14 protein-coding genes are annotated in these 13335 nt (G+C 53.1%); 8 read left to right on the top strand and 6 right to left on the bottom strand.

All coding sequences use genetic code 11. The features are described 5' to 3' along the window. The first annotated feature begins 387 nt into the window (after positions 1–387). Together N0M98_RS25645 and N0M98_RS25650 are read left to right on the top strand one after the other, a co-directional pair. On the top strand, positions 388–789 hold the full coding sequence (locus N0M98_RS25645) for a globin domain-containing protein (RefSeq protein ID WP_249865412.1): 402 nt from the start codon (positions 388–390) through the stop codon (positions 787–789). Between the two features lie 14 nt (positions 790–803). After that, on the top strand, positions 804–1499 hold the full coding sequence (locus tag N0M98_RS25650; RefSeq protein ID WP_249865411.1) for a DUF2225 domain-containing protein: 696 nt from the start codon (positions 804–806) through the stop codon (positions 1497–1499). Positions 1500–1622: 123 nt separating this feature from the next. Here the strand turns inward: N0M98_RS25650 and N0M98_RS25655 are convergent, their stop codons facing one another. From N0M98_RS25655 to N0M98_RS25665, 3 genes are read right to left on the bottom strand one after another with little or no spacing between them, the layout of a single operon-like run. After that, the gene (locus N0M98_RS25655) at positions 1623–2708 is read right to left on the bottom strand and encodes a diguanylate cyclase (protein WP_249865410.1); all 1086 of its coding nucleotides are present in this window, start codon (positions 2706–2708) and stop codon (positions 1623–1625) included. 54 nt (positions 2709–2762) lie between these two features. Further along, the gene (locus tag N0M98_RS25660; protein ID WP_249866282.1) at positions 2763–3002 is read right to left on the bottom strand and encodes a hypothetical protein; all 240 of its coding nucleotides are present in this window, start codon (positions 3000–3002) and stop codon (positions 2763–2765) included. A gap of 4 nt (positions 3003–3006) precedes the next feature. Next, positions 3007–3195 (bottom strand): YycC family protein, encoded by a 189-nt coding sequence (locus N0M98_RS25665; protein ID WP_249865409.1) that lies wholly within the window; start codon positions 3193–3195, stop codon positions 3007–3009. A 158-nt stretch (positions 3196–3353) separates the two neighbouring features. Here N0M98_RS25665 and N0M98_RS25670 point away from each other — a divergent pair, with 158 nt between their 5' ends. Beyond that, the gene (locus N0M98_RS25670; RefSeq protein ID WP_259619581.1) at positions 3354–5141 is read left to right on the top strand and encodes a M3 family oligoendopeptidase; all 1788 of its coding nucleotides are present in this window, start codon (positions 3354–3356) and stop codon (positions 5139–5141) included. Positions 5142–5257: 116 nt separating this feature from the next. On the opposite strand, the gene N0M98_RS25675 is transcribed toward N0M98_RS25670, so the two are convergent. Beyond that, positions 5258–6514, bottom strand: coding sequence for a methyl-accepting chemotaxis protein (locus tag N0M98_RS25675; protein ID WP_249865407.1), 1257 nt, complete (start codon positions 6512–6514; stop codon positions 5258–5260). Between the two features lie 182 nt (positions 6515–6696). Here N0M98_RS25675 and N0M98_RS25680 point away from each other — a divergent pair, with 182 nt between their 5' ends. Both N0M98_RS25680 and N0M98_RS25685 read left to right on the top strand, forming a co-directional pair. Next, complete coding sequence (locus N0M98_RS25680; RefSeq protein ID WP_259619582.1) at positions 6697–7089, top strand: VOC family protein; 393 nt, start codon at positions 6697–6699, stop codon at positions 7087–7089. Between the two features lie 361 nt (positions 7090–7450). Further along, on the top strand, positions 7451–7831 hold the full coding sequence (locus tag N0M98_RS25685; protein ID WP_249865405.1) for an O-methyltransferase: 381 nt from the start codon (positions 7451–7453) through the stop codon (positions 7829–7831). Positions 7832–8242: 411 nt separating this feature from the next. Here the strand turns inward: N0M98_RS25685 and N0M98_RS25690 are convergent, their stop codons facing one another. After that, complete coding sequence (locus N0M98_RS25690) at positions 8243–8470, bottom strand: alpha/beta-type small acid-soluble spore protein (protein WP_249865404.1); 228 nt, start codon at positions 8468–8470, stop codon at positions 8243–8245. A 191-nt stretch (positions 8471–8661) separates the two neighbouring features. Between N0M98_RS25690 and N0M98_RS25695 the strand changes: the two genes are divergently transcribed. After that, positions 8662–9135 (top strand): hypothetical protein, encoded by a 474-nt coding sequence (locus N0M98_RS25695; RefSeq protein ID WP_249865403.1) that lies wholly within the window; start codon positions 8662–8664, stop codon positions 9133–9135. A gap of 131 nt (positions 9136–9266) precedes the next feature. After that, positions 9267–10517: a hypothetical protein gene (locus tag N0M98_RS25700; RefSeq protein ID WP_259619583.1), complete on the top strand. Its 1251-nt coding sequence runs from the start codon at positions 9267–9269 to the stop codon at positions 10515–10517. Between the two features lie 128 nt (positions 10518–10645). On the opposite strand, the gene N0M98_RS25705 is transcribed toward N0M98_RS25700, so the two are convergent. Next, on the bottom strand, positions 10646–11509 hold the full coding sequence (locus N0M98_RS25705) for a helix-turn-helix domain-containing protein (protein WP_249865401.1): 864 nt from the start codon (positions 11507–11509) through the stop codon (positions 10646–10648). Positions 11510–11637: 128 nt separating this feature from the next. Between N0M98_RS25705 and N0M98_RS25710 the strand changes: the two genes are divergently transcribed. Further along, on the top strand, positions 11638–12954 hold the full coding sequence (locus N0M98_RS25710; RefSeq protein WP_259619584.1) for an ABC transporter substrate-binding protein: 1317 nt from the start codon (positions 11638–11640) through the stop codon (positions 12952–12954). Positions 12955–13335 lie beyond the last annotated feature (381 nt).

The raw sequence follows: 13335 nt of genomic DNA on the forward strand, positions 1-13335 counted from the left end.
AATCCTCCTAAGCACGAGTGAGACCGTCATTTACTTATATGTACAAGGTGTGCGAGACATGCCTGGGCCCGAAGCGGACAAACTGTCAGAAAAATATGATAGTTTGCCGCAAAATTGCTGAATTTACGAATAAGGTATGGTACAATAGTACCAATATGAGAATAAGGGGTTGATCCGAATGACAGGTGTGATTGCTGGAATTCTCGTATGTGCTTTTGTGTATGTCATCAGGGAAACCTTGATGACCTCCGGTGAAGAGGATTTGGAAAGTTAAACGCACCCTTCCGCTACAGAGCAGCGGATTCTTCAGATCGGATGCTAATCGCGCGAGCATTAGCATCTTTTTGTTGCTTATACCCTTTCTGAAAGTCAGGTGAGGAGAACGATATGTCCGATCAACAGGACTTGCGGCAGGAGCTCACCCCTTACGAGCTGATGGGAGGGGCTGAGACGATCCGCCGAATTGTAGAGGCATTTTATCCGCTGGTGCAGGCGAACTCGCTCATAGGCCCGCTGTTCCCGGAAAACATCCATCCGGTTATGGAAAAGCAGTATATGTTCCTGACTCAATTTTTCGGCGGACCGCCGCTATATTCGAATCAGTACGGGCACCCGATGATGCGGGCCCGGCATTTGCCCTTCGAGATTACTCCGGAGCGGGCCGAAGCATGGCTGGGCTGCATGCGTCAGGCTTTGGACTCCTTGGGACTTGAAGCCGAAGTGAAAACCTTCATTCTGGAGAGATTGAAAGGTCCCGCTTATCATTTCATTAATAAGACATCATCCTAGAAGGAAGTGAGCTTGTGGCTGTCGAGCCCTTATTTCAAGTCAAGATCGATTGCGCATACTGCGAAACGTCCTTTCAGACGTCGAGAGTCAGACCGAGCTTTAAAAAAGCGACGCGAACGGACACCGATTTCTGCGTCCATTACAAAGACGTGAATCCGGATTATTACGTCGTTCGCGTTTGCCCGGCATGCGGTTACGCCGCTACGGAAAATATGTCCGAGCAGTTCTCTCCCGCGCAGAGGGATATGTTTCAGACGAAAATCGCCGCTCAATGGACGAATAAGGATTACGGCTTGGAACGCAATTGGGATGATGCGATGCAGACTTACAAGCTGGCCCTTGTATGCGCGCAGCTGAAGAACGAGAAAGGGCGCGTCATAGCCGGCCTGCTTCATCATATCGCCTGGCTGTACCGGTATAAGAACGATGAAGAGCAGGAGCGGCGCTTTTTGCAATTCGCTCTTGAAGCTTATACGGGAGTGTTCGAAACGGAAGGAGCCGAGCTCAATAACGCGAGACTGATGTACTTGCTCGGAGAATTGAACCGGCGGCTTGGCCGCTACCACGAAGCGGTGCAATGGTTCAGCCGGGTCGTCAACGACAAGCGAATTATGGATTCGGCGATGATACGCGCCTGCCGGGAGCAGTGGACCGCTACCCGCGAAGAGATGCTGGCGGAACGGATGGAGCCGCCGGAAGAATTGGCCTAGAGAACGAGTGCGGCATAGCTTAAACATCAATAACGCATGAAGCTGAAACCGGACTGCGCGCGTGGGACCGACTCGGGCCTATGATAGAGCGCCGCGCGCGAAAGAGGTCGTATGCTTGATGCGTTATTTGGCTGCGGCCGTAAACAGCTCCGGCCAATAGACGGAGAACCGGTTTTTGCCGCTATGCTTGGAAATATAAAGCGCTTCATCGGCCTCCGATATAATCTGCAGCAGCTCGTCTTCACAGCTTAGCGAGACGGAAATTCCTATGGAGACGGTCGTTTGGGAGTTGTCGGCGCCGAAGCATCGCTCCGCCACCGTATCGCAGAGTTGCTGCGCATAGCTCTGCAAATGGCCGTAGTCGACGGAGTGGCTCATAATAATAAACTCTTCGCCGCCGTAACGGGCTATGTAATCCTTCTCGTTGATGGAAGCGCGCAGCAGTTGTCCGACTTCCCGCAGCAGCAGATCCCCTTGCGGATGTCCGAACGTATCGTTATACCTCTTGAAATTATCGATATCGATCATCATGATGGATATCGGATGCCGCCGGATCGTGTCGCCTGCAATCGTCATAAAGCTGCGCAGGTTCGGAAGCCCGGTCAGTCCGTCTTGATTGGCCTGCAGCTCAAGCCGCCGCTGCAGCATCCAGGTGCGGTTGTCATCGTTGTACATCATGATCAGCACGACTACGGCCAAACTCGATACTACCAGCATCATTAAGTGAGAGAAGAGCAGCGGCACGGAAAACGTGAAATCCATATACCCGTGCACCGCTAAACGGGCCGCAGCCAGAACTAGGCAGACGTGGATACCGTCCATGAACGGAATCATTGCGTGGCCGTTATTGCAGTCCTTGCGGTGAAAGAACGAGCTGACCAGAGCGGGGAGCGCCAAATCCAGCACAATTTGGACAAGCCCATGGGCCTCTCCGGTCCCAATAATGTAGCAGGACGGGAGCAGCACGGATAACAATGAAACGGACGGCCCGAAACGAAGCCCCGCCATCACGATCGGCGCAAAGCGCAGGTCGGTCAGCGGAGAATCGCTCGGAAACGGCTGCAGCATCATAATGATGCAGGCAAGTCCTGTCAACAGCGAAGCGCTGACGGTCTCGTACCGTTCCATGAACAGCCTGTTTTTCAATTTTAATGCCGCGTAGCTAAGAGCAATTAATGTGCAGGCGTGCGTAAAGGGCATATCGTACATGCTATGAGTTCCACTCCTGATTAGAGCCGGCATTCGCTGCAACCCGTCCTATGGTCAGCGTCGGTTTCTTAAAGGTTGATTGGCTAGCAAATAATCGCGATCCGCTTCTACCACCGTAACCTTGTTATGGCAGCAGGGGAATACCAACAATCGTTTAACGCCTTGACTAATTTCGGAAAGATCTTTCCGTTTGAAAGGGAGGAGGACATTGGACTTGCTGCAAAAAGGGCATTCCTGAACGTAAATATCCTCTTGGATTTGCTCGTAGGGCCATGTATTCTCGAAGGGTATCATACGATCAGGACTTCCTTTCGGAATGCTCGTTCCCATTGTCCTCGTTGTTCTCATCACTGGAAGCGCTTTTAGCAAGCTCTGCCAGCTTTTGCAGTAAAATATGCTGGGGCATGTGCATCAGATGCTCCAATGGAACGTTTAATTGCTTGGCCAGCTTCTGGGCTGTCTCCGGCGAGATCTGTAATGGTTTCATGTTGTCTACCACTCCTGTCAATAGATCTATAGTCACCATTTAAACACACCCTTGCTCACAATTCAACCAAAATTTGGTGGATCGGCCGTTTGGGCTTATACGTGTTTTATGGTTTAATATGTATTGTATCTAATTTTACGGAAAGGTGCGATGTTTGCATGAAAACGCCACTGCCGCAAACGTGGAATTTGGAACGTTTTTTTCCCGGAGGGAGCCGTTCCGAAGCGTTCCAGAGCTTTTTGGAGACGCTGGAGCAAGAAGTTGCCGCCTTCTCGGCGATGCTGGGGGAGCTTGCGCCGCCGCAAACCGCGGACGCTGCCGGGTTGATGCCCGCACTGGAGTTGCTGCAGACGATAGATAACAAGATCAGGGAAGCCGATTCCTTCGTAGGCTGTCTTGCCGCCGAAAATCAGGCGGATAAACGAGCCGTCATTTTGGGCGGCAAGGTGAAGACGTTGTCCGCTTCCTACGCGTCCGCCTTGACTCGCTTCGACCAGCTGCTGACCGGTATCGGCGACGACGTATGGTTGCAGCTTACCGCAAGCCCGGAGCTGGCCTCCGTCGCTTATCCTTTGAGCGAGCGCCGGGCGCTGGCCGCGGAGAAACTGCCGCCGGAGCTGGAGGCGCTGGCGAACGATCTGGCCGTCGACGGCTATCACGGCTGGGGAGAAGCTTATAATACGACGGTCGGCAAATTCCGCATTTTGTGGGAGGAGAACGGCAAAACCTCGGAATTGTCCGCGGGTCAGGCGGCGAACCGGATGCACAGCCCCGACCGCGCGGTACGTGAGAAGCTGTTCAAGCTGTGGGAGGAGCAATGGGCGGAACATGCCGATTATTGCGCCGACGCGCTGAACCATCTGGCCGGTTTCCGGCTGAAGCTGTACGAGCGGCGCGGCTGGGACGGCATACATAAGGAACCGCTTGCGATCAACCGAATGTCCAAGGAGACGCTGAACGCGATGTGGGGCGTGATCGAGCGGGGCAAGGACGCATTCGTACAGTATTTGGACCGCAAAGCGAAGCTGCTCGGGATCGGCAAGCTGAGCTGGAGCGATGTGGAAGCCCCGGTGGGGCAGGGCAGCAAGCATTTCAGCTATGACGAAGGGGCGCAGCTCATCGTGGAGCAGTTCCGCCGCTTCAGCCCCAAAATGGCCGAGTTCGCCGAGATGGCGTTCGAATCCGCCTGGATTGAAGCGGAAGACCGTCCCGGCAAAAGACCGGGCGGCTTCTGCACATCGTTCCCGATCGCGGAGGAGACGCGCATCTTCATGACCTACGCGGGCACCGCCTCCAACGTCGCCACGCTGGCGCATGAGCTTGGCCATGGCTATCATCAGCATGTGATGAACGATCTGCCCGCGCTGGCCCAAAATTACGCGATGAACGTAGCCGAGACGGCCTCGACCTTCGCCGAGATGGTGGTCGCCGACGCGGCGGTGAAGAGCGCTTCGACCGAGGAGGAGCGGCTGACGCTGCTGGAGGATAAAATTCAGCGCTCGGTCGCGTTCTACATGAACATTCATGCGCGCTTCCTGTTCGAAACGCGGTTTTACGAGGAACGAGCCCGAGGAATCGTCAGCGTCGAACGTCTGAACGAGCTGATGGTCGAGGCGCAGAAGGAGGGGTATAGGGACGCGCTAGCCGAATATCATCCTCATTTCTGGGCGTCGAAGCTGCATTTTTACATTACGGAAGTGCCGTTCTACAATTTTCCTTACACGTTCGGTTATATGTTCAGCGCCGGCATTTACGCCGAAGCGCTGCGGCAAGGAGATGCGTTCGAGAACAAATATATCGCGCTGCTCCGCGACACGGGAAGCATGACCGTGGAGGAGCTGGCCGAGAAGCATTTGGGCGTCGATTTGCGCCAGCCGGATTTCTGGCAGCGTGCGATGGATTTGTCGCTGGAGGACGTCAAAGCGTTCATGAGCTTGACGGAATAGGCGGCGGGAAGCCAGGAAGCCGGGCCGGCGAAGCGGCTGCCAGGGGGCTAGTCTTGACGCTCCGCCCGGGCATGACAAAGCCGGAGTGATTGACTCACTCCGGCCCTTTCGGCGGCTTACAGTTTGAAAATTTGAATCGTTTGCTGCAGCTTGGTCACCAGCTTGGTCATTTGCTCGGATTGCTCGACGATCGCTTGAACCGAGCTGATCTGCTCGTTCATGGAGGCGGATACCTCTTGCGTGCCGGCGGCGGACTGCTCCGTAATGGCCGATATGTTCTCCATCGTTGCCGAAATGCGCTGGGCGCTGTCCAGCATTTGCTCGCTTTCGCGGGCGAAGGCCGTAATTTGCTCGGATATAAACTTCACGCTATTTACGATTTCGGCAAAGACGGTTTCGGTTTCGTCGATCAATTGGGTTTGCTTATGTACGATTTGTTCGTTTTCGGTAATATGTGCCAACGCTTCGCGAATGCCTTCTTCGATGTTGCGCACGAGGAAGAACACTTCCTTGGTCGAGGTGGTCGACTCTTCGGCCAGCTTGCGCACTTCCTGAGCGACAACGGCGAATCCTTTGCCGTGCTCTCCGGCGCGGGCCGCTTCGATAGACGCGTTCAGCGACAGCAAATTCGTTTGCTCCGCAATATCGGAGATCGTGCGGGTAATTTGCGAGATGCCGTTCGCCTGCTCGGCCAGCTTGTCGATCGTCTGCGATACGTTGGCGGTAGCGGCGACGTTGCGCTTCATGCCTTCGCTCTGCGTTTCGACGGCCTGCAGTCCCTTCTCCACAAGGGTGATCATCTGCCCGGAGCGGGAGTCCATTTCCTTGGTCGAGGCGGTGTAAGAGGTGACTTTTTGCTCAATGTCCTTGGTAGCGATCGAAATGCCGGAGATTTCCTCCGAAATTTGGTTGGCGCCGGCGGCGAGCTCGCCCGAGGAGATGGCTACTTGCTCAAGCACCGATTTCAAGCCTTCGTTTTTGAAGAAAATGTCGCGGCTGGAGTCGAATACATGCTTCGACATATTTCCGGTATCGTGCAAAATTTCGCGAAGCTTGTCCATCATCTTGTTGAAAGCATTGCCGAGCTCTCCTAACGCGTCATCGGATTGGACGGCTACCTTCTGTGAAAAATCGCCTTTAGAGATGTTCAGGGCGACCCGGGAAATGTTGTTGATCGGCTCTGTAAGCGTTCTCTCAAACCAGCTTATAAAAGGAAAGCTGAGTCCGGCCATGATCACGAGGAAGGCGATGCCGATAATAAGATGATCCGTTTGGAGAACCATGATGAGAAAGGCGATCGAATAAATGGCCACAAGCAAGTAGCAGCCGAGCTGCAGTTTCTTTTTAAACGACAAGCTTTGAATCCGGTCCATCAGCAAGTCCCCTTTACATTGAATGTTAAATTATTACTATGATGAATTATATCACCCAAAAGTACCATGGTCTATAGCTTTTCTCCTATGACTGCCACGCGGTTCTTTGTAAAATTCGCGTTATGGGACTATAGGCTCTGACCGCTTTTTTTAAAAATGAAACGATCCGGGAGAGATGATCTATGCTCGATGTTCAAACGATTCATCATGTCAGCGTATGCGTTCGCGATTTGGAAAAAGCCAAGTCGTTTTATGGCGGGAAATTGGGCCTTACGGAGATCGAGCGCCCTCCGTTCGATTTCTCCGGAGCCTGGTATGCGGTGGGCGCTTCGGGACAGCAGCTTCATTTGATCGTGCACAACGGGGAGACGTTAAGGGAGGGGCCGATCGACACCCGTGACGGCCATTTCGCCCTTCGCGTCGCCAGCTACAAAGCCGCCCGGCTGTGGCTGGAATCGCAAGGAATTCCCTATGAAGCGAGACCGCATGCGAGGACCGGTTTCCCGCAAATTTATGTGCTGGACCCTGATCATAATGTCATCGAGCTGAACGCCGATGTTTGCGACGAGGAATAAAAAGTCAGCGCCCGAAAGCCGAAGATGAACGGTTTTGCTAAGGGAGCTTGAACGCGCCGAAGCCGGAAGGGATTCCCTTCCGGTATTTGTTTGTCTTTTCGTCCGGGCAGGGTGAAAGAGGTCGATTTTTCGGAAAATGTGGTTTGAACGTATAGTTTAATTTACCCTTATAAGTAATAATTTGGATAAAAAGTCCTAGAATATTTTGTCTAAATTTGTTTGATCGTGTAGAAATATAGGAAGTTTTCTGAAAAATGTTATTAATTGTTGATAAACATATAAAATTTACATATAATGGGGCTACAGCACTAGAACTACATACACAAAATCTTGAGAAACAGACTAGATGGGAGGGATCTTAATGATTTTAGAAAATGTACCTTTGGCCAGACAGCTTGATATCGTGTTCCGCGAAATTAAGGATGAGCTGACCCAACTGACCTCAGGAACAGTGTTCGTGCAAATTCGCAATAACGTCATCGGGAAGTTTGGGGTTAGAGCATTTCCTCTGGAAAGTAAAGGAGGACAACTTCAAATGATGGATTCGGGGCTGTCTGAGCTGCACGTGCAATCATTTAGGCAAACCGCACTGGAGTCGCTCAAGCTGAAGCGTTGGACTCACGGGGAAATTTTATTCGAATTCGCGATGAAGAAGAACACGCTGTGCACAAGCGTTTCTTTCGAGTCGAACTACAATATGGCAAGCGTTCTTGCCGATGCAGAGAAAAAAAGAAAAATATAACTATGTAAGATGTATACGACTTGCCGATTCTTTTAGCTTATGCCCTTATTTTTCTCTTTTTATTTCATTATTCATTATTCATTGGAATTGGATCGGTATCGGTACCCTGCTGACTCGAGTAGTCGGCGGGCTTTTTTTTGTTTAGGAAATGATGCGCAGCAAGTTCCTGTGGAAATCCGTGGTCTCCCCCGAAAGTAAAGTCTACCCATAGAACGATCCCAGAGGAAGGGTTAGACGCCGATCCAGCTTAGGCTGGATGCGGACGGAATAAGCTTCAGAGCATCACGTCACTTTTGGGGGGATTTGTTCTGTTAATGTTCCGGACATTTCTCTTAGAACCGGACGGCAGGGCTGGCCGACAAAAAGAGACGGTCCTATCGGACCGCCTCCGGTAAGTATCGAAGTCAATCGTTATCTTGTAAACTTGCCTGCCAATTGCTGCTCGGCGATTTGAACCAGACGACGAGTGATGTGGCCACCGATTGCACCTGTGTCACGAGTTGCCATGAAACCATAGTAACCGTCTTGAGGAATTTGGATCCCCAATTCTTGTGCCACTTCATACTTCAGTTGATCCAAAGCTTGGGAAGCTTGAGGAATGACCAAAGTGTTGCTGCTGCGGGATTGTCCTTGTGCCATGTTAATCACCTCCGTTCGTTAGGTAGTATGTGCCAAAAGTAAAATTATACACATGAAATAAATTGGAAATTAACACCAAGTGAAAGGGCCTGCCCGTTCCTTCTATACAACCCGCAATGCTTTTTCTATAATGGAAAGACAAGAAGGCAAGGCGTACGCTCGTGCGTTTAGAGGCAGAGGAGTGGATTATCGTGTTTTTACTGACATGCCAAGGATGGTCCTGGGACCGGGACCTGCAGATTATACATGCCGATGTCCGGCTGGAAATCGACGGAGACAAGCTGATCGACGAGCCTTTATGCGTCGATGTCGGGCTTCCGGCCATGCTGCTTAGCTTAAGCGAGAATGTAGAGCCGAACCGCTGGGCGGCTGCGGATCAGTGGCAGCTCATGCCGTTTTTCTGCTGCGGCTGCGGAGACCCGGAATGCCGGGGATACTCGTTTCGCGTCAGGCATCTCGGGGAGAGCTGCCTTGAGCTTACGGAGCTGGAGGAGCGCGAACAGGGGGAGGCCAGAGAGCTCGGAGCCTATAAGGTGCCGCTGGCAGAATACAGGCCGCAGGTGGAGGCGGTCGCCAGGCAATATTTGCAGTTCATCGAAGGGCTGGATTACCGTCCTTACTTCGCCGATACGGTGAAGGTCGTTCGCGAGCTGCTGGAGAGATGAGTCGTCCGGCGCAGCGGTTGAAATCATAGATAGCAGAATGCTGGAGCAAAAGAGCAGTATCGTGTATGGTTCCGTCCGCCGTACTATGGTACCTTTGCAGCAGCAAAGGACTGTAAGGAGGATCAACCGCTATGTCAAATACGACGTCAGCTCCCGTCTGCCTGGGGAAAATCGATATCCGGGCCGCGGGGCTTCGCTGCAAAATGCTGGTCGGCGACCTGAACGGAGACGGCCGGATGGAGCTGCTGCTCGCCCAGCCTGACGGAGGCATCGACGACCGCTATGTTCCGCATCAAGTGCAGTGCTTAACTGCCATCGATCTGCTCGGCAATGTATTGTGGCAGACGGGGACGCCGAGCGAACATCCGGGAGGCCCCGGATCGGATTATCCGGTACAGATCTACGATATCGACGCCGACGGGAAGCTGGAAGTTTTATGTGTCATGGACGGACGGTTCCATATACTGGACGGAGCCACCGGCAGGGCCAAAGCCGTCTACGAGCTGCCCGACCCGTCCGCGCACGACTGCATCATCGTCGCTAACTTGAGCGGAGGCCCGCACCCGCAGGATATTATATTGAAAAACCGTTATAAGCAGATGTGGGCGATGGACAAGGAGTTCAAGCTGTTGTGGACGCATCGGGGCAACGTAGGCCATTTCCCTTGGGCGTACGATCTGGACGGCGACGGCCGCGATGAAGTGATGGCGGGCTACGATCTGCTGGGCCCGGACGGACAAGTGCGCTGGTCGTGCCGGGATTTGAGCGACCATGCGGATTGCATTTGGGTCGGCGACGTGAACGGCGACGGGGAAGCCGAGCTGGTGATCGGCGGCAGTGTCACCGTCATGTACGACCGGCACGGTGCAGAGCTGTGGCGCTATGAAGGGTCGATCGAGTCGCAGCACGTCGCGCTGGGCAAATTCCGCGCCGATATGCCGGGCCTGCAAATTGCCGGTCTGGACCGGATCGTGCGCGGCAATGAGAACGGCAAAGACGGCTTGTTCCTGCTGGACGGAGAGGGCCATGAAGTGTGGAAGGAAGACCGCAAGAGCAAAGGCTGGCTGACCATTATCGAGACGATCCGCGGCTGGGATGAAGGGCGGCGGGACTATATTTTCGCTTACCGCAGAGGCGGAGGCATACGTCCGACCTTGTATGACGGGGAGATGAATGCGGTCGTCGAATTTCCGGCGGACGGCTACGTCGTCCATGCCGATTTGCTGGGCGAAGGAACCGAGCAGGTGATCATCTACGACGATGAGACGGCATCCATCTTTGCCAGCCGGGCGATCGATTGGAATCGGGCTCCCTCCGGCACTCCGCTGCCGCAGAGCAAGCGGTTGTACAGCTCCACGCTGTACCCCGGCGGGCAAATCTAAACCCATATATTTAAGAAGCAGAACCTCCCGGAAAGCTTGCACAGAGCTTTTCGCGGAGGTTATTTTGTATGCGCTCACGCAAGCCTTTGCCGCTTACAGGCCGATTGCCGGTCAGAGCTCAGAGGGAATCAATGCGTCTGGGAAGGAGCGGCAGGCTGAAGAGCGAGCATTTTTCTGCGGAAAGTAGCCGGCGGGCACCCGAAAAAGGACGTAAATTGACGAGTGAAATAAAAAGGGTTATTAAAGCCGACTTCGGCGGCGATTTCGGCGATGGACAGGGACGTATGCTCCAGCCGCTTTTTGGCATGTCTAAGCCTGATTTTGATCAGCGTTTCCATCACGGACTCCCCGGTCTGCTTTTTGAACAGATGGGCGAAGCGGGAGGGAGACAGACTTACCTCGGAGGCGAGAGAAGCTACGGTGAACGGGCGGCTGTAATGTTGAGACAGAAGATCCAGAGCTTCTTGAACACGGGGGTCGATCTTCCGGATTTCGGCGGCTCGGCTTCCGGCGGTCAGCAGCAGCACCTCCTCCAAGGCGTTTACGGCAAGCCGCTCGGAGAACGGCCCCGATTCGTTGCTGTACTGCACCAGATTGGCGAAGGCGGAGGCGATACGGGCCGTTATCGAGGCGTTCTCGACGGCAAGCCATTTGATCCCTTTAATTCCTTCGGGCAGCAGCAGAAGCGAAGCCCATTCTTCCTTGGGCATGAAATGGCACCAATAAAACTGCCATGTCTCCTGTTCTTTGGTCCCGTAATAATGGGGAGTGCCGGGAGTGATGATCGTGATTTCGCCTTCGCCGCATTCCTTGCTCTCGACTCCGTTATGGAATATGCCTTTCCCCGAGACCGTATAGGTCAAATAAAAATCTTGCGTGCCTTTGGACCGTTTGACCATATAGCCGGAAGGCCGGATGTAGTGGTCGGAAATCAAGATGCCGGGAACGGTGGTCAGATTTTCATTAGCAGTATTGTGCAAAAAACTAGCCATATCCGTCATTTCCCCCTAATCAGGCATGTAATATAATGGATTCAAAAATAAGGAAAGATTTCCAAAAACAATCGGATGTGATCATGAATCCGTGAATCCGTTTGCAAAAGAGGAGGAGAGCAAGCCTTATGTCTTGGAAAAATGCTTCGTTGATGCTCATTATAGCATCTCTTGCCGCATCGGTAACAGCCTGCAGCGGAGGGAAGGGGGAGACGGCAGGTACGGAACCTGCCCCGGTGCAATCCAAATCCAATCCGAGCGAACCGGTCGAGCTTGTCGTCGTCTCTACCAGCGGGGATTCGGAGGACAGCTTCAACGAAAGATTTGGAAACGCTATCAAATCCAAATTTCCCAATTATACGATCAAGTACATTCCTTCCAGAAAAGAATACGGCATTAAGGAAATGCTCGTCGCCGGCCAGCAAATGGATCTATATTTCGATTCCATCAGCTTCTTGACGGGCGGTCTGCTCGGCAATGGACTGCAGTACGATATGAGCGATCTGATCAAGCAGTCCAATGTCGATTTGGGCACGCTGGAGCCCGGCACGATCGAGGCGATGAAGCAGCTGTCCGGCGGCAAGATGTACGGCGTCCCCGTGTTCAATAACAATGTCGTGATGTACTACAACAAAGATCTGTTCGACAAGTCGGGGGTTCCTTATCCGAAGGACGGCATGACCTGGAGCGAGTTTTCCGATCTGGTCAAGAAGCTTGTCCGCAACGACGGCAACAAGCAGTATGCCGGCTACGCCTACTCGGGTACGCATGTGTTCCGCATGAATCAGCTCTCCTTGCCTTATGTGGATGAGAAAACGGGCAGCGCGACGATTAACGACGAGCAGTGGAAAAAGTTTATCCAGACGGTCTTTCTGGAGCCGCAGACTGCCGGAGGCTGGGAAGAATTCGTCAAAGCGACCGGCAAAACGCCGTATACGAATGAATTTTTCAAAACGTACGAGGTGGCGACGTTCGCCTTGTTGTCCTCCAGCATTTTTATCGATAAAAATTTCGAGACGATGAATTGGGATATGGTCGCGCTGCCGACCTTCCCGGACCTGCCGGGCGTAGGCTCCCAGCCGTACCCGACCTATTTCAGCGTGACGTCGAACAGTCAGCATAAGAACGAAGCGATGGACGTCATCGCGTATCTCGCCTCCGACGAGATGCAGACGAAGCTGTCGAAGATGGGCGTCATGCCGGCCGCGAAGAAAGAGGAGATCAAGCAACTGTTCGGCACCGACAGCAAATTCAAGGATAAAAATTTGAAAGCGATATTTTACAACCAGTTCGCGCCGATTCCGTACAAGTCGATTTACGATCTGCAGCTGGAATCGCCGTACACGCAAGCGGTCGGCAACGCGCTGAGCGGCGATATGAACACGGCTCTGCGCAAGGCCGAGGAGGAGGCTAACAAGCGGATTCAAGACGCCAAGGCGAAATAACGCGTGCCCGGCAGCGGTTCGTTTCGGGGACTGCGGCGGCCGTACACTTTAGCGGGGGGTGAGATGATGAGAATGTCTGCGGAAACATCCTGACCGGCGGAGAGGATGCGCATGATTTTTGCTGAAAGTTTAGGCTTATACCATGTTAAGTCCAGCGGTATGATGTCAAGTCCCCGAATCGGTCGAATTGGAAATTTTCTTGGCTGTAACAGCTGGGAGTGCCGAAAAAAGGACAGCTCAAACTGAACCCAGCGAAAAATCGAGATAATATCCAGATTTTAACTGGGAATTATGCCAGGGACTTTAGCAAAGGAGGCGTTAATCCTTCGCAGGCGTCACCTTCTTCCGTGGCGTATAGAGTTGGCCGTTGCGTAGCAGCAC

This window comes from Paenibacillus doosanensis, from assembly GCF_025060755.1.
Taxonomy (GTDB): domain Bacteria; phylum Bacillota; class Bacilli; order Paenibacillales; family NBRC-103111; genus Paenibacillus_S; species Paenibacillus_S doosanensis.